Raw genomic sequence first — 24,493 nt, 5'->3', positions numbered from 1 at the left:
TCTAGACGGCCCACTCCAGCACGTCGATCTTGTCGCCGACCGCCATGGTCCCGGTGCCGACGACGGCCGCCTTCATCCCGAAGATCACACCGCCGTCCGGGTCACGCCGGTAGGTCGCCAGCGTGCGCGTCGGCTCCGGGCCGTCTTTCAGACCGGTCTCCTGGTCGACCATCGGCACGGCACACCGCACGCAGTCCTTGGCGTATCCCAGTTCCACGTCACCGATCACCGCGCGCCGCACCCGGTCCTCGGTGTGCGGTTCAGGCCAGCCGGACACGACGATGTTGGGGCGGAACCGGTTCATCGGCACCGGTTCGGCGCCGCGTTCGAGGATCCGCTCGTTCAGGCCGTCCAAAGAGGACAAGGAGATCATCAGCAACGCGTGCGCGTCCGCGTACCCAACCAGGCCCGCGGCCTGGCCGCCCGACTCCCGGCGCAGGTCAGGAGGCGTCCGCACGAGTCGTACGGACATCCCGAGCGAGTCGGAGAAAGCCGCGGCGGCGTCGTCCCCCTGATCGATCCCGGTGCCCTGCCACTTGTGCACGACGACCGGAACCCGCGGCCCGTCAACGATGATCGGGAACGACTGTCCACCGTGGAACAACGCGGCGTCCGTGAGGTACGGGCGCAGCGCGGCCATCGCCGGAACTTTGCGCTGCGACAGGAAGACGCCGTCGTCGTCGACCAGCATCAGCATCCGATCGCCGCGCAACCCCGTGAGGTCGACCGGAGAGGCCGCGACGGAGTACCCGCCGCAGCCCTTGATCGGATAGACGTGCAGGCTGGAAACGATCACAGAATCGGCTCCGGCTCGTAGGCCGGGTACTTGTCGACCACCGCGGCGACCTGCTCGACGATCGACGCGACCTGCGCCGACGCCACGCCCGTGAACGACAGGCGGTCGGCCAGCAGCGCGTCCAGAGCAGCCCGGTCGAGCGGCAGGCGCTCATCCGCGGCCAGGCGGTCCAGCAGGTCGTTCTCGGCCAGCCCCTGCTCGCGCATCGCCAGCGCCACGGCCACCGCGTTCTCCTTGATGGCCTCGTGCGCGGTCTCCCGGCCGACGCCTGCGCGCACGGCCGCCATCAGCACCTTCGTCGTGCCGAGGAACGGCAGGTACCGGTCCAGCTCCCGCGCGACCACGGCCGGGTACGCGCCGAACTCGTCCAGCACCGTCAGGAAAGTCTCCAGCAGCCCGTCGAACGCGAAGAACGCGTCCGGCAGCGCGACCCGGCGAACCACCGAGCACGACACGTCGCCCTCGTTCCACTGATCGCCGGCCAGCTCGCCGACCATCGACAGGTAACCGCGCAGGATCACGGCGAAACCGTTCACGCGCTCGCACGAGCGGGTGTTCATCTTGTGCGGCATGGCGGACGACCCGACCTGGCCGGGCTTGAAGCCCTCGGTCACCAGCTCGTGGCCCGCCATGAGCCTGATCGTCTTCGCCACCGACGACGGCGCCGCGGCGAGCTGCACGAGCGTGGACACCACGTCGAAGTCGAGCGAGCGCGGGTAGACCTGGCCGACCGACGTCAGCACGCGCTCGAAGCCGAGGTGGCCGGCGACCGTGCGCTCCAACTCGTCCAGCTTCTCCGGCGAGCCGAGCAGGTCGAGCATGTCCTGGGCGGTGCCGACCGGGCCCTTGATGCCGCGCAACGGGTACCGCGAGATCAGCTCGTCCAGCCGCGAGAACGCCACCAGCAGCTCGTCCGCCCCGGTCGCGAACCGCTTGCCCAGCGTCGTGGCCTGTGCCGCCACGTTGTGCGAACGACCGGCCATGACCAGGTCTGAGTGCTCGGCCGCGAGCCGCGCCAGCCGCCCGAGCACGGCCGCGACCTTGGACCGGATCAGCTCGAGCGACCGCAGCACCTGCAGCTGCTCGACGTTCTCGGTCAGGTCGCGCGAGGTCATGCCCTTGTGGACCTGCTCGTGGCCCGCCAGCGCGTTGAACTCCTCGATGCGCGCCTTCACGTCGTGCCGCGTGACCCGCTCACGCGCCGCGATCGACTCCAGGTCGACCCGCTCCAGCACGCGCTCGTAGTCGGCGACCGCACCGGCCGGCACGTCGATGCCCGCAGCCGCCTGGGCGCGCAGCACGGCGAGCCACAGCTGGCGCTCCAGCACGATCTTGTGCTCGGCCGACCAGAGCGTCGCGAGCGACGTGGAGGCGTAGCGACCTGCGAGGACGTTGGTGATGCGCGGCTTGGTCACCTGGCCAGATTAGTGCAAGTCGTGCTCACTCCCAGTCCACCTTTGGGTCCGTGACCAGCGTTGTGAGCACTCCCACGCGCACGGGCACGGTCTGGCGCAGACCGCTGCCGGACGCGGGGTTGTAGCTGTAGCTCGCGATCCGCACGTGGAACCCGCTCGGGAAGCTGCGCACCACCTCGGAGTGGGTGATGTCCGGGCTCCCGTCGGTGAACTCGGCCTCCGTGACGACCGACCCGTCCTTCTGCGGCACTTCCCGGCACGTGACCGCACCCGAGCAGAAGTTCTTCGTGGAGAGCTCGATCTTGGCGCCTTCGAGGCGCAGCGAGGTCGGCCCGATCTCGTCCGTCAGGAACAGGTAGCCGGTGAACTGGGGCTCGTTCGACTTCCGCGGCTGACCCGACGGAGGCGCCGACGACATGTTCGGCATGTTGTAGCTGAAGCCACCCTGGCGGAAGTCCGCGTAGACCTCCTTCAGGTTCGGCATGGTCAGCGCGAGCTTCTCCGCCACCGCGTCGCCGGTCCGCTGGAGCTTCTTCTCGTAGGCCTCGGTCGGGGGCGCCGACGAGTTCGTCTGGCCGTCGGAGCCGAGCTGACCGTCCCGGTCACGAGGCAACAGGCCGGGCAGCGCCAGCGACACCACGGCGATCATCGCCGTAGCCACGCCCACAGCGACCAGCGCTCGTCGGCGACTTTTTTTCTGCTCGACCCGCCTCATCAGCGTGTCCGGGTCGAAGTCGAGCGGCGGCTCGTCCCAGACGGCCAGCAGCATGCCCTCGCGGATCTCCTGCTCACTCACGACGCGACCCTCCCCGAACTGCTGTCGAGCTTCTCCACGATGGCGCGCAACGTCGCGAGGCCGCGCGCCGTCTGGCTCTTGACCGTTCCCTCGGTGCAACCCATGGCCACCGCCACCTCGGCGACCGACAGGTCTTCGAAATAACGCAGCACCAGCACCGCTCGTTGCCTCGGCGGCACCTGCAGCAACGCGGTGTGCACGAGCTCACGGGCCCAGAGCTTCGCGCTGGTCGTGTCGGGATCGGAGGTGGCATCGGCGGCGTCCGGCAGCTCCCCGTCGCGCTGCTCGGCTCTGCGCCACGGCCTGCGCTTCTCGTCCAGCCAGGTGCGCAGCAGCACCTTGCGGGCGTAGGCGATCAGGTTGTCGAGGTCCTTGATGCGCTTCCAGGCCATGTACATCTTCATCAGGCTCGACTGCATCAGGTCTTCTGCTGTGTGCCAGTCGCCACAAAAGAGGTACGCAGTACGTCGCAAAGACGCGGCATTGGCTGCCGCGAATTCGCGAAAGCCCTGTTCATCGGCCTTGCGCATGCGTTCCCCTCTCACGTCCTCAACCAGGGGAACGCATCAGAGGAACGCGAGGTTGCATCACTCGTGACGCGAAAGGGCCGTTCGGAGCATCCTGGCCGCGACACCGCGCGGATCCGACTTGAGCTCGATGAACGAGTTGACCACCGAGCCGTCGACCAGCGCGATCAGCTCCTCGACCCGGTCCGGCGCGACGTCCCGGCCGGAGCGGGCGAAGATGTCGGCGATCAGCGCGTGCAGCTCCGTGGACAGCACCCGCATCAACGGCCGCAGGTAGGGGCGGCGGCCGGTAGCGACGAGGCGTTCGTAGCGCAGCAGCATCGTCTCGGTGTCGGTGACGTCCTGACCGATGAGCAGGTCGAGGATCAGCTCGATCAGCACGTCGTCGTCGGCCAGCCCCTGAGACAGTTCCGTCAGGCGCGCACGGCAGCTCGCCAGCTCCGTGCGACCGTGGAACTCCACCGCCGCGGTGATCAGCTCGTCGAGCGAGTCGAAGTAGTACGTCGTCGAGGCGAGCGGCAGACCTGCGCGTTCGGCGACCGCGCGGTGCCTGACCGCGTCGAACCCGCCCTCCACGAGCAGTTCGGACGCGGCCTCGACGAGCGCCTGCCTCCTGCGCTCACCCTTGGGGGTTGCTGCCGTCATAGTCGCGCCAGAGTACTGGGCGGCTGATCAGAACCTGGGGGCCAGTGCGTCCGCGATGGGCTTGGCCTTGCCCTTGAACTGGCCGTCGCCCTGGGTGAACACGTAAAGCTCCTGCCCGCTCGCCGTCGGCTTCTTCTCGGTGAGCGCGCCGTCCGGAGGTTCGAACGACTGCGGCGTGACGATCGCGGTGACCGTCAGCCCGTCGATCTTGAACGAGGCCGAACGCGAGTCCGGCGAGCAGGTCACGGTGGGGGGCACCGCGGAACCCGGTGAGACCGAAAGCTCTCCGGCGAGGGCGTCGGCGAGCTCTCGGTCCACCTCCACGCAGCCCTGCACTGCGCGTTCACCGGCCGAGGGGCCGGTGCTTCCCGGCGTGGACATGTCCCCCTGCGTGGACATGTCGCCAGGGAAGTTCGGTTGAGCTTGTTGCTGCTGCGGGGCCTTCAGCTCGGTCTGCGGTGCTGCCACCTGCTGACCCGGACCCGCGTTGTCGGCGGTGTTGCTCGTGCCGAACCAGCCGGCACCCGCCATCACACCACCGAAGCCGAGCACCACGGCCAGCGTAGTGCCGGCGGCGATGGAGTTGCGCCTGCGAAGCGTGGCGCGTCGCGAAGCCGTGCGGACGTCGCCCGCGTCGAAGGACGCCGGTGGTGCGTCGTGCGCGGCGTCGCGGAACAGGTCCGCGAGCTTCTGCTCGTCCATCTACGTCCTCCTCTCGCTGGTCACGACGTTCACGACGCCGGTCGCAAATCGTCGATGGCGTCGCCAAGAGCTTCCCGCAGCGCGGTCAGCCCGCGTGCGGTCTGACTTTTCACAGTTCCTTCCGAGCACTTCAGCACCTCGGCCGTGGCCGTCACGTCGAGGCCCTCGAGGAACCTCAGCACGAGCACGGCTCGTTGCCTGGGCGGGACTCTGCGCAGGCCTTTCATCAACGCCTCGCGCGTCGCGACCGTCTCGCCGATCTCGTTGTCCGTCGTCGGCGACTCGGGCAGCTCGTCGGTGAATTTCTCGCGCCGCCACGGACGGCGCGACTCGTCGATCACCGCGCGCACCAGCGTGCGCCGCACATAGGCGTCGAGAGCCTGCTTGTCCCGGATCTTCCGCCACCTCCTGTGCACCGCCACGAACGCTGTCTGCGCGAAGTCGTCAGCGCGGTGCCAGTCGCCGCACAGCAGGTATGCCGTTCGGCGCACGGCCTCACGGCGAGCCACGAAGTACTCCGCGAACTCCTGCTCGTCGCGCTGATCCACGCGGACTGCTCTCCGCTCGTTCCTCGAGTTGCACTGACGGGACGGAATCTGAGGCAACAACGGTTGCACGAACCATCGGCGAGAGCTACATCACCCCCTCGGTCGTTCACCGGATGTGATGTGATCGGGGTCGTGACCCCCATCGACCTGCGCTCGGACACCGTCACCCAGCCGGACGAGGAGATGCGCCGCGCGATGGCGTCGGCCGAGGTCGGCGACGACGTGCTGGACCACGACCCGACCATGGCTCGGCTTGAGGAGCGGGTTGCGGCGCTTCTCGGTGTCGAAGCCGCTCTCTGGGTTCCCTCCGGCTCCATGGGCAACCTCATCGCGTTGTTCCTGCACCTCCGCCGCGGTGACCGGTTCCTGGCTCCGCTCGGCGCGCACGTGCTGGACGCCGAGCTCGGTACCGCTGCCTGGCTGGCGGGCGGGATGCCGCACGCGCTTGCTCCGGTGACTCCGGAAGCCGTGGTCGCCGCTGGTGGTGGCGAGTCTCCCTACTACGGGTTGAACACCACGTTGTTGTGCTTGGAGAACACGCACAACGCGTCCGGTGGCACGGTGACCACGGTTGATGAGCACGCTCTTCTGGTGTCTGCAGCTCGGTCTGTCGGGCTGGCCGTGCACCTCGACGGGGCCCGGTTGTGGAACGCGTCGGTGGCTCTCGGGGTGTCGCCTGCCGATCTCGCTGCCGGGGCCGACACCGTGCAGGTGTGCCTGTCGAAGGGACTCGGGGCGCCGGTCGGGTCCGTGGTGGCCGGCTCTGCCTCCTTCGTGGTCGAGGCTCGGCGCGTGCGGAAGATGCTCGGCGGCGGGGTTCGGCAGGGCGGGGTGCTGGCGGCGGCCGGTCTCGTCGCGCTGGACCGCATCGATCGCCTGGCTGCTGATCATACGAACGCTGCTGCGCTGGCTGCCGGGCTGCGTTCGCTGGGCTGGGACGTTGCCGAGCCTGCGACGAACATCGTGCTGGCGTCGGTGCCGGACCTGGACAAAACACTGGTGTCGTTGCGCGAGGTCGGGGTTTTCGCCAGTCCGATGTCCGGCAAGGTTCGGTTCGTGATGCACCGCGACGTCGACTCGTCCGACATCGCCGAGGTGCTGCGCCGCATACGAGAGGACGCCTGAGATGCGCTGGATCGTGTTCGACTTCGGCGAGGTCATCAGCCAGCGGAACCCGGCGATCCCCGCGATGGCCGCGCGGCTCGGTGTGTCGGTGGAGCAGTTCGAATCCGCGTACTGGGACCGGGACGCCTACGACCGCGGCGGGTCGGACGCGGACTACTGGGGGTTGATCGGGGCGTCGCTCGGGTTGTCGTTGGATGACGCTGAAGTGCGCGAGATGACCGCGCTGGACAACGCGGGCTGGCTGGACGAGCCGGTGGCGGAAACCGTTGCGCTGCTTGATGATCTGGACACCTTGGGCGTGCCGCTGGCGTTGCTGTCGAACGCGCCGTCGACGTTCGCGCGGCTGGCCGAGAAGGTGCCGTGGGCCAAGCACTTCCGGCACCTGGTCTTCTCCGGCGATCTCGGTTTCGCCAAGCCGGATGCCGCGATCTGGCACCACGTCGAGACCGTCGTCGGTTCGTCCGACCTGATCTTCTTCGACGACCGCGCCTCGAACGTCGAAGGGGCTTTGATCGCCGGGTGGGACGCGCGGCTGTGGACGTCAGCCGCCGCTGCGCGTGTTGAGCTCCGCGCGGAGTTCGGCGAGCTCGGCGCGTAGTTTCCGGAGCTCCTGCACGGTTTCGAGCTCTGCCTCCTCGACACCGCGCAGCTTCTCCACGAGCCAGCTGGCGATCGTTCCGGTGATGACACCGAGCAGCGCGATGCCACCGACCATGAGCAGGCCCGCGACCAGCCGGCCCTCGGCGGTCACGGGGTACCGGTCGCCGTAGCCGACCGTCGACATGGTCGTGAGCGTCCACCACAGCGCGTCGCCGAACGTGGTGATGCTCGCGTTTTCCGCGTGCCTTTCCGCGTCCAGCACCCCGAGGCTCGCGCAAAAAGCGACGATCACCGTCACGCCCGCGACATAAATGCTCACGCGTTGCCGGATTTTGTGCTGGAACTTCTTGTTGAGCAGCGTTATGACGGTGATCAGCCTGAGGACCCGCAGTTGCCTGACCATCGGCAGAACGACCGCGGCGAGGTCGAAGAGGTGGGTTTTGAAGAACCAGAACTTGTTGTTGGCGAGCGTGAACCTGGTGACGTAGTCGGCCGCGAACACGGCCCAGACCAGCCACAACACGATCTCCAACGAGAAGTGCATCACCCCGTGGTCGTCGAAGACCTGCCACGCGTACGCGACGAGGAACAGCACGGCGAGTGCCGTCAGGGGCCACTCGACCTTTCGCTCCCACCGCTCCAGGCGGGCCTCGTTGGACTGCAACACCGCTTCATGGTGAGTGGTGTGCGGCATTTAGACCAGGGGCTACCGCCTGGATTTGATCGCACCGTAAGCGGCTGTGCCTGCGAGGAGTAGTCCTCCAATCACAGCGAGCCAGAAAAGACCCTTCACGACGGCTCCGACGACGGCGAGCACGATCCAGATCGCCACCAGCCAGCCGATGATCGCCCACATGGTTGCCCCTCCCCTTCTACAGCCATGCCTTCAGACGGTTCAACGCTTCATCGATGTCCTGTGTTGCACCGGCGAACGACATCCGCACGAAGTGGTGCCCGTCGACGGGGTCGAAGTCGATGCCGGGGACGATCGCGACGCCCGTGTCGTCGAGGAACCGGCGGCAGAACTCCATCGAGTCATCGGTGAGGTGCCGGACGTCCGCGTAGACGTAGAAGGCGCCGTCTGCCGGGGCGAGCTTGTCGATACCGAGGTTCGTCAGGCCTTCGAGGAGGATGTCTCGGTTGGTTTTGTACCTTTTCAGGTGCAGTGCCGTTTCCGCGTAGGCGTCTTCGTGAAATGCCTCGACTGCGGCGTATTGCGCCAATGCGGGCGGGCACAGCGTGAAATTGCCGGTCAGGCAGTCGACTGCTCTCCTGAGCCGCTCCGGGAGCAGCATCCAGCCGAGCCGCCAGCCCGTCATCGCGAATGCCTTCGAGAACGAGTTGACGACGACGGCTTCTTTCGAGGTCTCCCAGGCGCAGTGCAGCGGTTCGCCGTAGCTGATGCCGTGGTAGATCTCGTCGCTGACCAGCTGGACGCCGTTGCTCTCGCACCACCGCGCGATCGGGCCGACGTCGACCGTGGTCCCGGTCGGGTTGGCCGGGCTGGCGACGATCACGCCCTTGAGGTCAGGGGTGAGCATCTCGACCGTGGGCTGGAAGCGGGTTTCCGGGCCGCACGGCAGCTCGACGACCTCGCATCCCAGTGCCTTCAGGATGTTGCGGTAGGCGGGGTAGCCGGGCCGGGCCAGGGCGACCTTGTCACCGGCGTCGAACGCGGCGAGGAACGCCAGCGTGAAGGCGCCGGACGACCCCGTCGTGACCACCACGTCGTCCGCGGTCACGTCGAGGTCGTACTGGCGCTTGTAGTGCCCTGCGATGGCGCTGCGCAGCTCTGGGATGCCGAGCTGTTCGGTGTAGCCCAGCGCGTGGTCGTTCAAGGCCCTAGCGGCAGCGTCTCTGACCGGCTTGGGCGCCGGGCTGGACGGCTGCCCGGCGGCCAGCGAGATCACGTCGCCGTGCGTCCGCTGCCGTTGTGCGGCAGCGGAAAGCACGTCCATGACGTGGAAGGGCGGTACGTCGGCGCGGGCGGCCACGGTCAGCATGCCGACAGGCTAACCGCTGGTCAGTAGCCCTGGTAGCCACCGCCGTGAGCCATCGCCTTGAGGCCTGGGTGGCCTTCGAAGCCGCCGTAGCGCGAGAACGTGTACCGGACGCCGGCGATGATGTTGTCGACCGGGTTCCAGATGTCGTCGTGGCCGGGCAGCTTGTGGGCGTTGAACGTCGAGTCGATGCACTGCATCAGGCCCTTGGACGGGTGGCCCGCCTGGTAGTTCGAGTCCCACAGGTTGATGGCGTGCGGGTTGCCGCTCGACTCCTTCTCGATGATCGCCCAGATCTCGTCGATGTTGTCGTCGGTGACCGGGATGCCGTTGGCCTGCAGGATCTTGATGGCCTCTTTGATCCACTCCTGGACGTTGCCGGGAGGAGGGCTGCCCGACGGCGGGCCGCCGCTGGGGCCCATGCCGCCGCCACCACCGCCGCCGCCACCGCCTCCACCGCCGGATTCGCTGCCGCCACCGCCACCGCCGCCACCGTGGTGCTGGGAGGGGGCCGGTTGTTGCTGCTGGGGCGGAGTGTCCGAAGAGGACTGCTTGGTCGAGTCGTCTGGCGGCGGGGCCGGGGCCCACTCGACCGGTTTGCCCGGCGCGGGCGTGAAGGACTGGGTGTTCGGGTCCTCAATGGACGAGAACTTCGGTGCGAGCGCGCCCGGACGGCCTTTGAGGGTTCCTGCGGCGGCGTTCACGGCGCTTTCCGCTTGGGAGATAACGGGTTTGGCGTCGCTGGCGCCCTCGGCGCAGTAGCTGCGGATGACGCTGTCGATGTCCTCCTGCGGCTGGCCGTGCAGCTGCTGGCGGGCCTGCCGCGCGCGGCTCAGCACGTTCTCGCAGATGGTCGTCAGCTGGGTCTTGGCGGTCTCCAACGCGTTCGCGGCCGCCTCCAGGTCGGCCGCGGCGCCGTTGAGCCCGTCCGTCATCGACGTGCCGGCCTTCGTGACGTTCGCCATGTAGGCGACGAAACCGTCCGCCGACTTGCCCTCCCAGGCGCCGTCGAGCTGGCTCACCGACTTCTGCAGGGCGTTCGACTGGTCGCCGCACTTGCCGGCCGCCTGCTTCCAGCGGTTGGCGATGTCGCGCACGGCCTGCGGTTGCGCGGTCTCGATCTTGTCAGCGAGCGCGGCCAGCTCAGCCCCGCCGGGCAGCCCCGCGACCTCGTCCATCGCGCTCATGTCAGACCGCCTTCAGCGAGTTCTTGGCGGCGTCGTCGGTGTCCGTGACGTTGGTCTGGATCGCGTCGAGCGCGGTCTCGACCTTGCGCAGCACTTTCTCGGCCGCCTCGAACTCCTGCGTCCCGGCCTGGTCCATCGCCGTCACCGCGCCGGCGACAGCACCGGAAGCGCCGAGTTTTCCGAAAATGTCCGGATTGCCGTACTGATTGGAAAAGCCGTCACCGATCGCGCCGAATTGTCCGGCCTGGCTGCTCACGGTTGTCCGGCACTGTTCCATGGCCTCGGTGTTGTACTTCGCCACAGCCATCCGCGCCTACCCCCTAAACGTCTACCGCCGACCTTAGAACGAATTGCTCTGCTCGGCCGGGTGATTGGACGCAGGGGTTGTCGCGGACGTTCCACTCAGACCTCTTGCAGGAGCTCCCAAACGGCCGCGGCGAGCCGATGGTTGTCGACGGGCGTGATCGTGCACCACTGCCGCCCGTCACTGCTGGGCTTGAGCTGCCGCAGATACCGCCCGTTGTGCGTGTCGTGGAAGGAGACCACCCTCTTCGCACGCTGTCCGTTGCGCTGCACCCCGAACTGCCCGCGCGTGGACGTGCCGTCGAGCATCCCGGCCAGCTCCTGCGCGTCACCGAGCCGCATCCCCTGCCGCTCCAGCATGGTGATGAGTCTCTGCGCGTCCGTCCCGACGTCCTTGGCGGCCTTGACGAGCTCCTCGTACGGCAGGCTGATCGAGCGCCCGAACCCGGCGGGCATCTCGCCGGCGACGGAGACCGCCGCTTCGGCGAGCGCCGTCCCGCGCGCCTCGATCAACCACATCTCGTCGCGATCCTGCACAGCCAGGATCGCCTCGTCGCCAATGGCCGCCGCCAGCCCGCTGATCTGCCGGTCGGCCCAGATCCACAGGTCGATCGACATGTTCGCGTTGGCCAGCAGCGCAAACCCGTCGGCCAGCTCAGGCACGACCCGGCCGTTGTTCGCCAGGCCGCGTGATTCGAGTGACTCCCAGGCCCGCTTCACCACCTCGGCCTTCTCGGTGTGGGTGATGGAGGGAATCCGCGTGTCGAGCGCGACGTGCGCGGCCGGGAGGCGCTGCGCCTCCCAGACCACGGCGAACTCCACTGTGGACAAAACCACAGAACCTGGTGAGCTCAAGGGATTACTGGTCCTTCGGGTCTTCGCCGATGACGGACTGCACCACCATGCGTTCGTCGCCGAACACATCATCGGAGTCGACGCCGTACTTGCGCACGTGCTCGCCGTCCTCCTCGCCCTCACCCTTGGCCGCACCGGCCGCAGGAGACATGAGCGACCCGGACTTGCCGCCGGCTGCTCCACCCTTACCGGGCGTGGCGCCAGGCCGGTTGCCTTCGGGGCCGACGCCAGCCGCCGAACCAGGCGTCATGGCGCCGCCAGGCCCCTTGCCCGCTGCCCCAGGACCACCGGGAGCACCCGGTCCACCCTTGCCGCCACCTGCACCGATGGTGCTTGGCGCACCCTTCGGCCCGGTGGGCGCGATGGGTGTCTTGGGTGCCTGGCTCGGGCCACGTCCGCCGCCGACCACCTGAGCACCCTTCGCGGTACCTGCCGTGGCCGCGATGCCCGTGGCCGCCGCGCCTGCCGCTGCGATGCCGGCCGGGAGTACGGACGGGAACGGCTTGGGGAAGCCCGGGCCGCCCGCCAGCGGGGTCGGGGTGGTGCCGGGGAGGATGCCCGTGGTGTTGCCGGGGATGCCCGGGGTGGGACCGACCGGGGTGCCGGGGGTGCCGGTGAAGCCTGGACCGCCGGGGAAGCCGGGGCTGCCAGGGGTTCCCGGGATGCCGGTGTGAGGCGTGCCCACGGGAGGTCCGACCGGCGTCACGACGGCGCCGCTGGTCACCACGATGTCCGGGGCCTTGTCGGGCGCGCGGAAGCCGTTCAACGAATTCTGGCTGCCGGCGACATAGCCGTTCAGACTGTCGATGGCCTGCTGACGGGCGCGGTTGGTCGCCTCGACTTCCTTGGCGTGGTCGGTCTCAATCCCGACGACGCTGCCGACCTTGTCTTTCCAGTTCTGCTCGGAGTCGCCGCGCAGGTTCTGCTCGGGAGGCGTGCTGTAGCGGGCGGTGCTGGTGCTCTCGCCCTGCTGCGCCATCGCCTGGGAGTTCTGGTTCGACGCCTGGCTGCTGTTGTCGATGCCTGCGGCCACGACGTCCGTCTTCTCGTGGCTCTTCTCGCCGGCGGCGCCGCCCCAGTCGATCTTGAGCTTCTTGAGCTCGCCCTGGATCGTCTTGTCCACGGACTCCAGGGTGTTGGCGAGATCGCGCAGTGCCGCGGACGCTTCGCCGAACCTCGAAGCGATCGTGCTGCCTGAGAGCTTCTGGACCTCGTTCGCGAGATCCTGGTTGGACCAACCCTCGAAGTTCCAGTCATTGAGCTGCCGATAACCCGACATAGCTCCCCCTCACTTCAATGTCTTGAGCGTCGAGAGCGCGAGGCCTGCGGCCTTCTCGGCCTTACCACAAAGCACCGTCTGATCTTTTTCGCCAGTCGTGGCCGGAATGTAACTGACCATCAACTGCTGCCCCTCGGCGACATCAATCGCAATAGAGCAGTCAATTCCGCTGCCACCGACGAACTCCACCTTAACGGCGCCATAATCAGCGACTTTGATCACGCTACCAGATACGGTTCCGCTACCTTCGAGCCAGTAAGAAGCGCCTTTGTGAGTCACAGCACCTACCGCATAGGTGAAGCGACCCGCGTTCGAATAGTGGCAGGCGGGCGATTTCTGGCCATCGACGAGATCCAGCTGTTCGGGCTTGCTCGCAAGCGTGTCGAGCTGCTTCATCTGATCTGCGGTGAGCAGCTTGCAAGTGTCCACCGAGTCCAGCTTCAGGCTCGCCGGACGTTTCGGCAACTTGCTCGAGGAGTCGGAGCCATCGGACGAGCCGGTTGATGGCGGCGTGGGAGTGGGAGTTCCCTTTTCTCCACCCACCGTGCAGGCCGATAGGGTCACCGCAAAGACAGCCACGGCTGCTAGCTTGGAGATACGCATCGTCACGCTTTCGGCCTGAAGCTCGTCATGATCTCTTCGTCGGTGAAGCCGTACTGCTGAGCCGACGTCTTCAACTGGTCAGAAAGACTCTCAAGAGCCTTCAGATAAGCCAGGATCCGGTTGGCGTAGGAGTCATCATGAAACAGGAGCCGGTCGTTCCACGCAGTGACCACGTCTGAGGTGACCTTGCCGTCCATCGTGACGATCCGCAGCTTCGGAAGGACCTCACTGTACTTTTCCTGAAGGAACAGCCACTGATCGTGGATGACCTTGCCCGCCTGCAGGACGGTGTCCTTTTCGACGTGGAACTGCTGATTCGACGGGCCCGAGGAGATTCTGTCCATGATCGACGACGCAGCCTTGAACGAAGCCACGGCCCCCGCGACCGCGCCACCAGCCAGTCCCGCTGCGGCACCGAGAACGGCATCCGCCCCCGCGTTCTCCTGTGTCACGACGTCCTACCCCCGTACGGTTGGTAACGGTTCGGTCCCGCTTCGCAGGCTACCAACGCCCGCGTAAGACGCACCTGTGGTTGGACGAAGACCACCCCTTGTTGGTTCCACGTCACCCTCGGTTTCGTTTCCGCTGGCGCCAGCGGTCGATTCCGGTAGCTTCCGCGACTGGGGGAGGACGGCACACGCGACCACCTGGGGGAACACGTGCACGGGCCACAGCAGCCTTACCGGCCGCAACAGCCGTATCAGCAGCCCTATCCGTTTCAGCAGTACCCGCCGCAACAGATACCGCCGCCGCGGAAGAAGCGCACCGGGTTGATCATCACGGCGATCTTGGGAGCGCTGGTCCTGGTCGGTGGAGGCGTCACCGCCGTGATCCTCGTCAAAGGTGACCACGAGCCTGCGGCGGCGATGGAGCAGGCGCCCGGTCCAGCAGACACCTCGGTGATCGGGCAGAAGGTCGGCGAGGTCACCAAGTACGGCGATGTGGCTGTGTTCGACGCCTGCACGGTCCTGCCCGTGTCAGCGGTCGAGGAGCTGGGCTTCAAGGACGCCGCACACGGCTGGCACAACCAGACCTACCTGTCCCGATCGGTGCCCACGGCCGAGGCCACCATCAAGGACGAGCTGGACCCGATCTCGGTCTGCATGTACGAGCCGATGATCGAGAACCGGATGGAGCGGATCACCGTTTCCATCTACCAGCGACCGTTCAACAGCCTTCTGCCGGCGGACCGCGCGATCAAAGACGACACGCTTCTCACGGTCGGCGGACTCAGGACCGCGATGTCTCCCGGGTTGAAGCCGGACAGCTTCGATGCGCGGATCACCACGAATGACGGCAAGACTCAGGCAATCGTGGGCGCCTCGACAATGTCCGACGTCAAGGACATCACCGACCACAAGGCCGCCTTCATGAAGCTGCTCGAACTGGTCGCCCAGAACCTGAGCAGAGGGCCGCAAGGCCTGACGACACACGTGCACACCGGACGGTACGAGAAGGTGCCGAGCGCCTGCGACATCCTGAGCGCCGAACTGTTCCAGGAGCTGACGCAGAGCAAGGACTCCGGCATCGCGGAGGCGAACTTCCGCGAGCGGGAGGGCATGAAGAAGTTCGTCAACGACAAGAACGAGACGCATTACTACTACTCGAACCAACAGGACTGCCGGCGGCTCTCGCCCGAATGGTACAACGCCAAGTCCCGCAGTGACGGCAAGGCGTTGATGGTCGAGCTGGAGACGTACCGGGACGCCGAGATGGCGGTCCGGAACGCGCATGACTGCGATCCCAACTCGCCGTCGCGCAAGGTGTTCGGGGAAGCCGTGTTGACGAACGAGAAGATCGGCGACTTCGCGACGTGCAGCTACCGAGTGGGCGACTCGCCGACGATGTCGTTCGTCGCGGGACGCACCCAGGTGCGGCTCACCGGGTTCGGCAACTGGGCTCCGGACGACCCCAAGCAGTACAACGAGGTGTTCACGCCTGTCGCCAAGCGGATGGTCGACGAGGTGCGGAAGGCGATCGGATAGGGCACAGGAAGTCGGGTGCGCCGACGACGAAGCCCATAGCGTTGTGGACGTGCTGGAACGACTCAACGAAGCCATGGCTCGCATCGAGGCCGATCTCGAGGGCGAGGTCGACGTCAAGCTGCTCGCGCGGATCGCGGGCACGAGTGAGTACCACCTGCGCCGGATGTTCAGTGCGCTCGCGGGCATTCCGCTCAGCGAGTACGTCCGGCGCAGGAAGCTCACGAGGGCGGCGAGCGAAGTCCTCAGTGGACAGGACTCGCTCCTCGACATCGCTGTCAGGTGGGGTTACGGGTCCAACGAGGCCTTCGCGCGGGCGTTCAAGGCCATGCACGGCGTCGGGCCGCAGGAGGCTCGCACGCGGAACAAGCCGTTGCAGTCGCAGCAGATTCTCACGTTCAGGCTGGTTGTCGAAGGGAGCACGAGCATGGAGTACCGGATCGTCAACAAGGAAGCGTTCAAGGTCGTCGGGCGCGGGACGCGGGTGCCGTTGGTGCACTTGGGGATGAACCCCGCGATCGTCGAGTTCGTGAAGGGCATCGGGATGCCGACGCTGGAGCGCATCAAGCAGCTCAGCGACGGCGAGCCGGAAGGGATGCTCGCCTTGACCTACAACCAGGAAGGGGTTGAGGAGGGGGATCAGCTCGACTACTTCCAGGGGGTGGTGACGAGCCGAGAAGCGCCGGACGACCTGGAAGCGCTGGAAGTCCCCGAGAACACCTGGGCCGTGTTCACCGCGGAAGGGCCCTATCCCGAGACCATTCAGTACATGTGGCGGGATGTGTACGCGCAGTGGTTCCCGTCCAACAACTACCAGAGCGTCGAGGGGCCGTCGATGTTGCGAACGCAGATCGACGGGGATCAGGCCAAAGCCGAGCTGTGGGTTCCCGTCACCAGCTGAGGGCCAGGCGTTCGATCACGTCTCGCAGTTCCAGCACGGAAAGCCAGGAAGAAGGAATCACGGACACGCCGTCGCGGGCGCCCAGGATGTTGCCGCAGATCGAGCCGGTGGAGTCCGAGTCGCCTGAGTGATTGACGGCGAGGCGAAGAGCAGAAGGAAAGTCCGCACCGACGAGAGCGGCGTGCAGGCCGATGGCCAGGGCTTCTTCGCCCACCCAGCCGCCGCCCAAAGAGGACTCGATCTCCTCCGGCGTCAAAGGTCCGAGCGAAACCACCTTGTCCAGCAACGTGGTCTGCTCCTCGTGGCCGTCCCAGCGGACCAGTTCGGCACGCGAAACAGCGACGGCCGAAAGCAGGTCCGCTCCACGCAACAACTCCTGCACGATCACTGCCAGCACGCCCGCGGACAGGTAGCCGCTCGGGTGGTGGTGAGTGATGCGCGCCGTTTCCGCCGCCAGTGAGAAGACCTCGCGCACGTCCGAGGACCACACGGCGACGGGGGCGGCGCGCATCACACCGCCGCAGCCCTTGGAGTTGTTCTTCTCGTTGTGCTTCAAGGCCGAGATGCACGTGTGGCCAGGCGCGCGACGAGAATGCAGGCGCTGTTCGGCCATCAGCCAGCCGTCCGAAGCGACCAGTGGACCGCCCTGCGTGTGCAGCCAACGGCCATAAGCCGCGCGCACAGCCAGAACAGGGTCCACACCGAACTGCCGGGCCAGCACAAGGCCTTCCAACGTGAACAGCGTCATCTGGGTGTCGTCGGTGATCTCCAGAACAGGCAGATCAACGACACCCGAAGAGCCGTGCGCACGCCTGATCACGTCGATCGACGAGAACTCGATCGGCGCGCCGAGAGCGTCGCCGACCGCGCCACCCAGCAGCGAGCCGAGCAGGCTCACGGCACCGTGATGGTGCCGTCGACCGCCTTCAGCGCGATGTCGGAGCGGTGGTGCGAGCCGGTGAGGTGGATGTCCGCGACGCGCTTGTAGGCGCGCTCGCGAGCCTTCGACAGCGACTTGCCGGTGCCCACGACCGACAGCACGCGGCCGCCGGCGGAGACCACCGCGCCATCTTCACGGCGGCGCGTGCCCGCGTGCAGGACGCCCTCGGCCTCGGCGCCGGAGATCACGTCGCCCGTGCGCGGCCGGTTCGGGTAGCCCTCGGCGGCCACGACGACGGTCACCGCGTAGCCGTTCTCCCACTCCAGAGCAGGCAGATCTCCGAGCGAACCGGTCGACGCAGCCAGGAACAGAGCGGAGATCGGCGACTTCAGCAGCGCCAGCACCGACTGCGTCTCCGGGTCACCGAAGCGGCAGTTGAACTCGATCACCTGCACGCCGTTGGACGTCAGCGCAAGACCCGCGTACAGCAGGCCGACGAACGGCGTCTCCCGCGCGCGCAGCTCGTCGACCACCGGCTGCACACAACGTGAAACAATTTCAGATACCAGGCCCTCAGGTGCCCACGGCAGCGGCGCGTAAGCACCCATGCCGCCGGTGTTCGGGCCGTGGTCCCCGTCAGCCACGCGCTTGAAGTCCTGCGCCGGGATCAACGGCACCACGGACACACCGTCGGTGACGCAGAACAGCGACACCTCGGGTCCGTCCAGGAAGGACTCCAGCAGCACCGGGTGCCCGCCGTCGAGCAACGTCATCGCGTGCGCACGGGCCAAAGCCAGGTCCGACGTCACCACGACGCCCTTGCCCGCGGCCAGACCGTCGTCCTTCACCACCCACGTCGGGCCGAAACGCCCCAGAGCGGCGTCCAGACGGGCCGGGTTGTCCACGACCTCGCTGTGGGCCGTCGGCACCCCCGCCGCGTTCATGACGTCCTTGGCGAACGCCTTGGAGCCCTCGATCCGGGCAGCCGCACGAGACGGCCCGAAGCAGGGGATCCCCAACTCGCGGACCGCGTCAGCGGCCCCGACGACCAGCGGTTGTTCGGGGCCGATGACGACGAGGTCGGCCTTCCACTCCTTGGCGAGAGCGGCGACCGCCGAAGCATCTGCGACGTCCACGTCGTAGAGCTCGGCGTGGCCCGCGATGCCTGCGTTGCCCGGCGCGCACGCCAAAGCAGTCAGCTGCGGGTCGCGCGACAACGCGAGGACAAGGGCATGCTCACGGGCTCCAGACCCGATGACCAGGACGCGCACGATGCCCCAGCGTAGTTCAGCCGAGCGCCTGCTTCGCTCCAGGGTGCAGCGGGACGGGATCGGTGGCCGATGCCTTGTCCTTGGAGATGTCCTTCACGGCCGGGTGCACCTTCTCCAGGTCGGACTTCTTGTCGAAGATCAGCTTGGTCACCGCGCACGCGTTGTTGGCCGCGAAGTCCTCACGAACGAGCAGCAGGTTCGGCACGACGATCGTGGGCACCTCGGCCACCCCGTAGGTCGCCGCCGGGATCTGCGCCTTGTCGTAGACCGGGCTGATCTTCTTCATCTCCGGCAGCAACGGCGTGATGTCGATGAACTTCACCCGGTCCTTCATCGACGTCGTGATGTCGGTGATCTGCGGCGTCGGCAGCCCACCGGACCAGATCAGCCCGTCGATGCTGCCGTCCTTCATCCCGTCCGCGGTCTTGGTCAGGTCCAGCCGCTGGGCCGACACGTCCGAGTCGATGTTCAGGCCGGCCGACTTCAGCAGACGACCCGCGATCACCTCGGTACCGGACTTCGGCGAGCCGGTCGAGATCCGCTTGCCCTTCATGTCCGCCACCGAGTTGATCCCGGAGTCGGCTCGCACGAGCACCTGCGTGTAGTTCGGGTAGATCCGCGACAGCGCCGCGATCTTCTCCTTCTTGCCGTTGAACGCCCCGGTGCCGTTCACCGCGTCGGCGGCCGTGTCGGCCAGCGAGAACGCGATGTCGTACGTGCCGGAGACGAGCTGCTGGATGTTCTGCACCGACGCGCCGGTCTCGGCAGAGGAGGCCTTCAGCTTCGAGTTGTCGGAGATCAGCTTCGCGAGCCCGCCGCCGACCACGAAGTACACGCCACCGGAGTTGCCGGTCGCGATCGTGATCCGCCCGTCCGACGCCTCGCACGACGCACCGCCACCCGACGCGTCCGGCGTCGTGGGCGTGCGTTTGCCGCCACACCCGGAAACCGCCAGCGCCAAAGCGATCGCACCGATCGCGTACTTACGCAGCATCACGAACCCTCCCACGAGTGACCAGGTGGACCGCCACGGCCACCACGAGGAACCCGGCCCCGATGGCGATCGTCAACGGCTGCAGGTAGAGCAGGAACAACGCGGCCGGCGCGCACAACACGCGCTCCGGCCAGCGCGCGGGACCGAACAACCAGCCGCCCGTCAGCACGGCAAGAGCGGCTACCCCCAGGGCGGACGCACCGAACGTCCACACCGAGTCCAGCAACGGCCCGCGCAACAGCAGGCCGGCGCCGTTGTCCGTCAGCACGAACGCCAACGGCACGAGGAACGCGGGCAACGTGTACTTCCACGTCTGCCACATCGTCTTCATGACATCGCCACCGGTCAGCGCGGCAGCAGCCACGGCAGCCAACGCGGTCGGCGGCGTCACCTCGGACAACACCGCGTAGTAGAAGATGAACATCGCGGTCTCGGCCGGCTCCACGCCCAGAGTGATCAACGCCGGCCCGATGACGACCCACGAGATGATGAACGACGCCGTCACCGGCACGGCCAGACCGAGCACCGACACCGCGATGGCCGCCAACACCGCCGTCAGCATCAGCACCACGACGGGCTCGGAGGAAACCGCGGAAGCCAGGTCGACCAACGACCCCGCAAGCGCTTGCCCCAGCCCGGTCTTGGTGATCGTCGACGTGACCACACCAGCCGCCGCACACACCGCGATCACCGGGAACGCCGACCGCACACCGACGGACAGCGCGTCGGCGATCAGCCGGAACCAGTCACGCCGGTGGTTGATCAACGCGAACAACGCCGCCACGCCCGTCGCGTACACGACGGCGCGGTAGACCGGGATGTCCAGGGCCAGGAACACGATGATGATCCCGAGCGACAGGAAGTGGTACCAGCCGAGCTTCAGCACGTCCCAGAACCGCGGCGCGTCCACGTCCACCGGCTGCGCTCCGAACCGCCGCGCGTCGGCTTCGACGGCGAGCGCGATGCCCAGGTAGTAGAGCAGCGTCGGGATGATCGCCCAGATCAGCACCGACAGGTACGACACCTGCAGGTACTCGGCGATGATGAACGCGGCAGCGCCCAGCGTCGGCGGCGACAGGATCGCCCCGATGCCGGACGCCGCGAGCAGCCCACCCGCGTTCTCCTTGGGATACCCGGCTTTCTGCAGCATCGGCCACGTCACAGCGCCCAACGACACCGTCGTCGCCGTGCCCGAACCCGACACCGTGCCCAGCAGGAAGCCCGCGGTCGCAGCAGTACGCCCAGGCGCGGTCCGCGACTTCCGGAACGCGGCGAAGCTGACGTCGACGAAGAACTTCCCGGCACCAGAAGCGTTCAACACCGCGCCGTAGATCGTGAACAGCACGATGTAGGTCGCCGCGACGTCCAGCGGCGTCCCGTAGAACCCGCTGGCGTCGTTGAAGAACCCGTTGATGATCTGCGAGAAGTCGACGCCGGAGTGCGAGATCGACCACGACGGCGGCAGGAACCCGCCGTAGTAGGCGTAGGCGATGAACGCCAGGCAGACCACCGGAAGCACCCAGCCGGTCGTGCGCCGGCACGCCTCCAGGATCAGCACGAGCAGCACCGCGCCTGCGATCACGTCCAGCGTCGTGAGCTGGCCCTGCCGGTTCAGGAACTCGTCAAAGCCCCCGAACAGCGGATAGGCGCCGACGACGAAGGTCAGCAACGCCAGCACCCAGTCCCACCAGGGAGGCGTGTGCCCTCGGCCGTACGACAGGAAGACCAGCGGCAGCGTCACCGCCAGGAAGATGATCAGGTAGTACTGGCTTCCCTTGGCGAACGGGAAGAAGACCTGCTTGAGCACCAGCAGTGCGATCAGCAGGCCCGCGATCCACAGCGCTCGCTCCCACCTGGGTGAGAGCGGGCGCGACGGCATCTCCTCGTCGTGCTCCGCGACGATGCGGGCGAGGTCGGGGTTGGCCACGAACCGACCGTACGGTGGCCGGGATCACACCGGCAGGTCATCAATCCAAAGAGACTGCAAAGTCCTCAGACGATGGCACTGTCCACATAGCACCAGCGCCAGTCCTCGCCCGGCTCGAACGAGCGCATGACCGGATGCTGGGACGCACCGAAGTGCGCGGTCGCGTGCCGATGCGGGCTCGAGTCGCAGCACGCCACGTGCCCGCAGGACAGGCACATCCGCAGGTGAGCCCAGTTGCGCTCACCCAGAGCGAGACAGTCGACACAGCCCTCGGTCGACTCCGGCGCCACCGCTGCGGGCAGCGCTCCCACGTGCGAACAGGTCATGCGTTCCATCTTTACGCAGAATGAACGCATGGTCGGGCCTGAACTACTGCTGCTGCTCCTCGGAGCGTTGGTCGTCACCTCCATCGCGCGCCGCCTGAACTGGTCGGCGCCCCTGGTGCTGGTCGCGGTCGGACTCGTGGTCTCGTTCATCCCGGGGGTGCCGGAGTTCGAGCTCGATCCCCACTTGATCCTGGTCCTGGTCCTTCCGCCGCTGCTCTACAGCGCCGCGCTGGACAGCTCGTACCTCAACATCCGTGCGAACCTGCGGCCGATCGGCCTGCTCGCGGTCGGGCTGGTGCTGTTCACGACGTTCGCGGTGGGCGTAACGGCGAAGCTCGTCTTCCCGGACCTCCCGTTCGCCGCGGCACTGGTCCTCGGCGCCGTGGTCGCCCCGCCGGATGCGGTCGCCGCGGTCGCGATCGGACGCAAGCTCGGGCTGCAACGCCGGGCGATGACCCTGCTGGTCGGCGAGAGCCTGATCAACGACGCCACGGCGCTCACGGCGTTCAAGGTCGCGGTGGCGGCCACGGTCGGCACGGCCATGCACCCGGTCGCGAGCGTCTGGATGTTCCTATACATCACGGTCGGCGGCATCGCGGTCGGCCTCATCGTCGGCGTGGCGGTCAGGTTCCTGCGCAAACGGCTTTGCGAGGGCGTGCTGGAGAGCGCGCTCGGGCTGCTCGTGCCGTTCGGCGCATACCTGCTCGCGGAAGAGGGCCTGCACGCGTTCGACATCCAGTTCTCCGGGGTTCTCGCCGTCGTCGTCGCGGGTCTCTACGTCGGCCACCACTCGCCGCGAGGCAAGTACTCGACGCGACTGCAGGACGCGGCTGTCTGGCGGTCGGCGGACGCACTGCTGGAGTCGTTCGTCTTCGCGCTCATCGGGCTGCAGGTCTCGGCGATCATCGCCGACGTCGACCTGAACACGAGCCTGCTGCTGGGTGCCGGTGCCGTGCTGCTGGCCACGATCCTCGCGCGGTTCGTCTGGATGTACCCGGCCACGTACATCCCGATGTTCCTGTCCAAACGCATGCGCGAGCGGGAACGCTGGCCGCACCTCGGTCAGGTCACGGTGATCGCGTGGGCGGGCATGCGCGGTGTGGTGACCCTCGCCGCCGCGGCCGCGATTCCGCAAGAAGTTCCGGGACGGAGCATCATCCTGTTCTGCGCGTTCGTCGTGACGGTCGCGACCTTGCTGCTGCAGGGCACGACGTTGCCGTGGGTGATCAACAAGATCGGCTTCGAGGGCGACGACGCACGCAAGGACGCACTGGCCGAGGCGCAGATCCAGCACCGCGCGGCGCAGGCGGCGGTCAACCGGCTGGACCAGGAGATCGCGGACGTTCCCGAGCACGTCGCGGACCAGTTGCGGTCGCTGGCGGAGCACCGGGGCAACGCCGCGTGGGAACGGCTCGGGCGGCAGGAGGAGGAGAGTCCGGCGGCTGCGTACCGCAGGCTGCGCAGGGTGATGCTGAGCGCGGAGCGTGACGAGTTCATCAAGGCCCGCGACGCCGGTGAGATCGACGACGAGGTCCTCTTCCGCGTGCTGCGCGAGCTGGACTTGGAGGAAGCCGCCCTGTCACGTGAATAGACACAGCCTCGTGAGTAACCGTTCACCTGCTTTTCGTGTTGCGATGCTTGGGTGCGCTCTCAAGACGAAACGGGAGGTCGAACGATGTATCGGAGAGGTCTAACCGCCGTAGTCCTCGTGTTCGCGGGTGCGGTGGTGGCGTCCCTGCCCTCCGCCTCCGCACACGACGACAAGGGTCCGATCGTCATCGGGCACCGCGGCGCGTCGGCGTACCGGCCCGAGCACACGCTCGCGTCCTACGAGCTCGCCGCTCGCATGGGTGCCGACTTCATCGAGCCGGACCTGGTCTCGACCAAGGACGGCAAGCTGGTCGCCCGGCACGAGAACGAGATCGGCGGCACGACCGACGTCTCGACGAAGCCGCAGTTCAACGACCGCCAGAAGACCAAGGTCATCGACGGCACCCCGATCACCGGCTGGTTCACCGAGGACTTCACGCTCGCCGAGCTGAAAACGTTGCGCGCCAAGGAACGCATCCCGGCGATCCGCCCGCGCAACACGCTCTACGACGGCCGGTTCGAGATCCCGACGTTCCAGGAGGTCATCGACCTCTCCAAGCGCCTGTCGCGCGAGCTGCACCGCGAGATCGGCATCTACCCCGAGACCAAGCACCCGACGTACTTCCAGTCGATCGGTCTCGCGCTGGAACCGAAGCTCGTCGACGCGTTGAACCACAACGGCCTCAACCGCCGCAACGCCAAGGTCTACGTGCAGTCGTTCGAGGTCGCGAACCTCAAGCAGCTCAACAAGTCGCTGCGCGTGCCGCTGGTCCAGCTGGTCAACGGTTCCGGTGCGCCGTACGACTTCATCGTCGCCGGTGACAAGCGCACCTACGCCGACCTGGTCACGCCGGCCGGGCTGCGTGACGTGCGGTCGTACGCGGACGGCGTGGGCGTCACCAAGGACCTGATCATCCCGCGCGACGCGGCCGGCTACCTCAAGCAGCCGACCAGCCTCGTCAAGGATGCGCACAAGGTCGGCCTGATCGTGCACTCCTGGACGTTCCGCAACGAGAACTCGTTCCTGCCCGCGGACTTCCGGTCCTCGGCCGACCCGGCCGCGTACGGCCGGGCCTTCGAGGAGTACGACCTGTTCTACAAGACCGGTCTCGACGGCGTGTTCGCGGACAACCCCGACACGGCCATCGAAGCCAAGGTCAAGCGCTGAGCACCAGTGCCGCGGGCGGCCGCCTTTGCCCCGTATTTCGGTGGTCAGACGGGTGCATCGTGGTGCCGGCCCC

The 24,493-nt window shown here is 67.2% G+C and carries 27 protein-coding genes; 6 read left to right on the top strand and 21 right to left on the bottom strand.

Annotated features, from left to right (window positions below):
- Position 1: 1 nt before the first annotated feature.
- The 7 genes from UK23_RS38930 to UK23_RS38900 are packed head-to-tail and all read right to left on the bottom strand — an operon-like array spanning position 2 to position 5,429.
- Positions 2-796: an MOSC domain-containing protein gene (locus tag UK23_RS38930; RefSeq protein WP_082115327.1), complete on the bottom strand. Its 795-nt coding sequence runs from the start codon at positions 794-796 to the stop codon at positions 2-4.
- Positions 793-2,211, bottom strand: a complete 1,419-nt coding sequence (gene purB / locus UK23_RS38925) for an adenylosuccinate lyase (protein WP_045316798.1) — start codon at positions 2,209-2,211, stop codon at positions 793-795. Before purB ends, UK23_RS38930 begins: the two co-directional genes overlap by 4 nt.
- A gap of 25 nt (positions 2,212-2,236) precedes the next feature.
- Positions 2,237-3,007, bottom strand: a complete 771-nt coding sequence (locus UK23_RS38920) for a hypothetical protein (RefSeq protein WP_045316797.1) — start codon at positions 3,005-3,007, stop codon at positions 2,237-2,239.
- Positions 3,004-3,537, bottom strand: a complete 534-nt coding sequence (locus UK23_RS38915) for a SigE family RNA polymerase sigma factor (protein WP_045316796.1) — start codon at positions 3,535-3,537, stop codon at positions 3,004-3,006. The genes UK23_RS38920 and UK23_RS38915 overlap by 4 nt, the downstream gene beginning before the upstream one ends.
- Positions 3,538-3,594: 57 nt before the next feature.
- Positions 3,595-4,179 (bottom strand): TetR/AcrR family transcriptional regulator, encoded by a 585-nt coding sequence (locus tag UK23_RS38910; protein WP_045316795.1) that lies wholly within the window; start codon positions 4,177-4,179, stop codon positions 3,595-3,597.
- Between the two features lie 27 nt (positions 4,180-4,206).
- Complete coding sequence (locus UK23_RS38905) at positions 4,207-4,881, bottom strand: hypothetical protein (RefSeq protein WP_045316794.1); 675 nt, start codon at positions 4,879-4,881, stop codon at positions 4,207-4,209.
- Between the two features lie 29 nt (positions 4,882-4,910).
- Positions 4,911-5,429: a SigE family RNA polymerase sigma factor gene (locus tag UK23_RS38900; protein ID WP_045316793.1), complete on the bottom strand. Its 519-nt coding sequence runs from the start codon at positions 5,427-5,429 to the stop codon at positions 4,911-4,913.
- 183 nt (positions 5,430-5,612) lie between these two features.
- On the opposite strand from UK23_RS38900, the gene UK23_RS38895 reads away from it, so the two are divergent.
- Positions 5,613-6,554, top strand: a complete 942-nt coding sequence (locus UK23_RS38895) for a threonine aldolase family protein (protein ID WP_419503919.1) — start codon at positions 5,613-5,615, stop codon at positions 6,552-6,554.
- A gap of 1 nt (position 6,555) precedes the next feature.
- Positions 6,556-7,152: an HAD-IA family hydrolase gene (locus UK23_RS38890; RefSeq protein WP_045316792.1), complete on the top strand. Its 597-nt coding sequence runs from the start codon at positions 6,556-6,558 to the stop codon at positions 7,150-7,152.
- Here the strand turns inward: UK23_RS38890 and UK23_RS38885 are convergent.
- The 9 genes from UK23_RS38885 to UK23_RS38845 all read right to left on the bottom strand — a co-directional run bounded on the left by UK23_RS38885 (position 7,096) and on the right by UK23_RS38845 (position 13,833).
- Positions 7,096-7,821, bottom strand: a complete 726-nt coding sequence (locus UK23_RS38885) for a potassium channel family protein (RefSeq protein WP_082115326.1) — start codon at positions 7,819-7,821, stop codon at positions 7,096-7,098. The two genes, UK23_RS38890 and UK23_RS38885, sit on opposite strands and share 57 nt — an antisense overlap.
- A 39-nt stretch (positions 7,822-7,860) precedes the next feature.
- On the bottom strand, positions 7,861-8,010 hold the full coding sequence (locus UK23_RS53200; RefSeq protein ID WP_030465871.1) for a hypothetical protein: 150 nt from the start codon (positions 8,008-8,010) through the stop codon (positions 7,861-7,863).
- A gap of 16 nt (positions 8,011-8,026) precedes the next feature.
- Entirely contained in the window at positions 8,027-9,157 is a 1,131-nt protein-coding gene (locus tag UK23_RS38875) for a pyridoxal phosphate-dependent aminotransferase (protein WP_045316790.1), read from the bottom strand.
- 20 nt (positions 9,158-9,177) lie between these two features.
- Entirely contained in the window at positions 9,178-10,341 is a 1,164-nt protein-coding gene (locus UK23_RS38870) for a transglycosylase SLT domain-containing protein (RefSeq protein ID WP_045316789.1), read from the bottom strand.
- Between the two features lies 1 nt (position 10,342).
- Positions 10,343-10,642 (bottom strand): hypothetical protein, encoded by a 300-nt coding sequence (locus tag UK23_RS38865; RefSeq protein ID WP_052685432.1) that lies wholly within the window; start codon positions 10,640-10,642, stop codon positions 10,343-10,345.
- 101 nt (positions 10,643-10,743) lie between these two features.
- The gene (locus UK23_RS38860) at positions 10,744-11,481 is read right to left on the bottom strand and encodes an ESX secretion-associated protein EspG (RefSeq protein WP_231114875.1); all 738 of its coding nucleotides are present in this window, start codon (positions 11,479-11,481) and stop codon (positions 10,744-10,746) included.
- Between the two features lie 22 nt (positions 11,482-11,503).
- Complete coding sequence (locus tag UK23_RS49335) at positions 11,504-12,778, bottom strand: hypothetical protein (RefSeq protein ID WP_052685431.1); 1,275 nt, start codon at positions 12,776-12,778, stop codon at positions 11,504-11,506.
- A gap of 9 nt (positions 12,779-12,787) precedes the next feature.
- A complete protein-coding gene (locus UK23_RS38850) occupies positions 12,788-13,357 on the bottom strand; it encodes a DUF3558 domain-containing protein (RefSeq protein ID WP_231114874.1) in 570 nt (189 codons plus the stop codon).
- A gap of 26 nt (positions 13,358-13,383) precedes the next feature.
- Positions 13,384-13,833, bottom strand: a complete 450-nt coding sequence (locus UK23_RS38845) for a hypothetical protein (protein ID WP_045316785.1) — start codon at positions 13,831-13,833, stop codon at positions 13,384-13,386.
- Positions 13,834-14,040: 207 nt separating this feature from the next.
- On the opposite strand from UK23_RS38845, the gene UK23_RS38840 reads away from it, so the two are divergent.
- Positions 14,041-15,366: a hypothetical protein gene (locus tag UK23_RS38840; RefSeq protein ID WP_156213703.1), complete on the top strand. Its 1,326-nt coding sequence runs from the start codon at positions 14,041-14,043 to the stop codon at positions 15,364-15,366.
- A 49-nt stretch (positions 15,367-15,415) separates the two neighbouring features.
- On the top strand, positions 15,416-16,264 hold the full coding sequence (locus UK23_RS38835; protein WP_045316800.1) for an AraC family transcriptional regulator: 849 nt from the start codon (positions 15,416-15,418) through the stop codon (positions 16,262-16,264).
- Here the strand turns inward: UK23_RS38835 and UK23_RS38830 are convergent.
- The 5 genes from UK23_RS38830 to UK23_RS38810 form a co-directional block, all read right to left on the bottom strand.
- Positions 16,254-17,162 (bottom strand): ADP-ribosylglycohydrolase family protein, encoded by a 909-nt coding sequence (locus UK23_RS38830; protein WP_045316783.1) that lies wholly within the window; start codon positions 17,160-17,162, stop codon positions 16,254-16,256. The two genes, UK23_RS38835 and UK23_RS38830, sit on opposite strands and share 11 nt — an antisense overlap.
- The gene (gene purD, locus UK23_RS38825) at positions 17,159-18,415 is read right to left on the bottom strand and encodes a phosphoribosylamine--glycine ligase (protein WP_045316782.1); all 1,257 of its coding nucleotides are present in this window, start codon (positions 18,413-18,415) and stop codon (positions 17,159-17,161) included. Before purD ends, UK23_RS38830 begins: the two co-directional genes overlap by 4 nt.
- 16 nt (positions 18,416-18,431) lie before the next feature.
- Positions 18,432-19,409, bottom strand: a complete 978-nt coding sequence (locus UK23_RS38820) for a TAXI family TRAP transporter solute-binding subunit (protein WP_045316799.1) — start codon at positions 19,407-19,409, stop codon at positions 18,432-18,434.
- The gene (locus UK23_RS38815; RefSeq protein WP_052685433.1) at positions 19,399-21,288 is read right to left on the bottom strand and encodes a TRAP transporter permease; all 1,890 of its coding nucleotides are present in this window, start codon (positions 21,286-21,288) and stop codon (positions 19,399-19,401) included. Before UK23_RS38815 ends, UK23_RS38820 begins: the two co-directional genes overlap by 11 nt.
- 113 nt (positions 21,289-21,401) lie before the next feature.
- Positions 21,402-21,662 (bottom strand): UBP-type zinc finger domain-containing protein, encoded by a 261-nt coding sequence (locus UK23_RS38810; protein ID WP_045316780.1) that lies wholly within the window; start codon positions 21,660-21,662, stop codon positions 21,402-21,404.
- A 28-nt stretch (positions 21,663-21,690) separates the two neighbouring features.
- On the opposite strand from UK23_RS38810, the gene UK23_RS38805 reads away from it, so the two are divergent.
- Positions 21,691-23,253: a Na+/H+ antiporter gene (locus UK23_RS38805; RefSeq protein ID WP_045316779.1), complete on the top strand. Its 1,563-nt coding sequence runs from the start codon at positions 21,691-21,693 to the stop codon at positions 23,251-23,253.
- Between the two features lie 84 nt (positions 23,254-23,337).
- Complete coding sequence (locus tag UK23_RS38800; protein WP_082115324.1) at positions 23,338-24,420, top strand: glycerophosphodiester phosphodiesterase; 1,083 nt, start codon at positions 23,338-23,340, stop codon at positions 24,418-24,420.
- Positions 24,421-24,493: the final 73 nt, after the last annotated feature.

The sequence above is a fragment of the Lentzea aerocolonigenes genome (assembly GCF_000955955.1).
GTDB classification, from domain to species: Bacteria; Actinomycetota; Actinomycetes; order Mycobacteriales; family Pseudonocardiaceae; genus Lentzea; species Lentzea aerocolonigenes_A.
The sequence above is the reverse complement of the archived record's forward strand: the minus strand, read 5'-3'. Positions and strand labels throughout refer to the sequence as shown.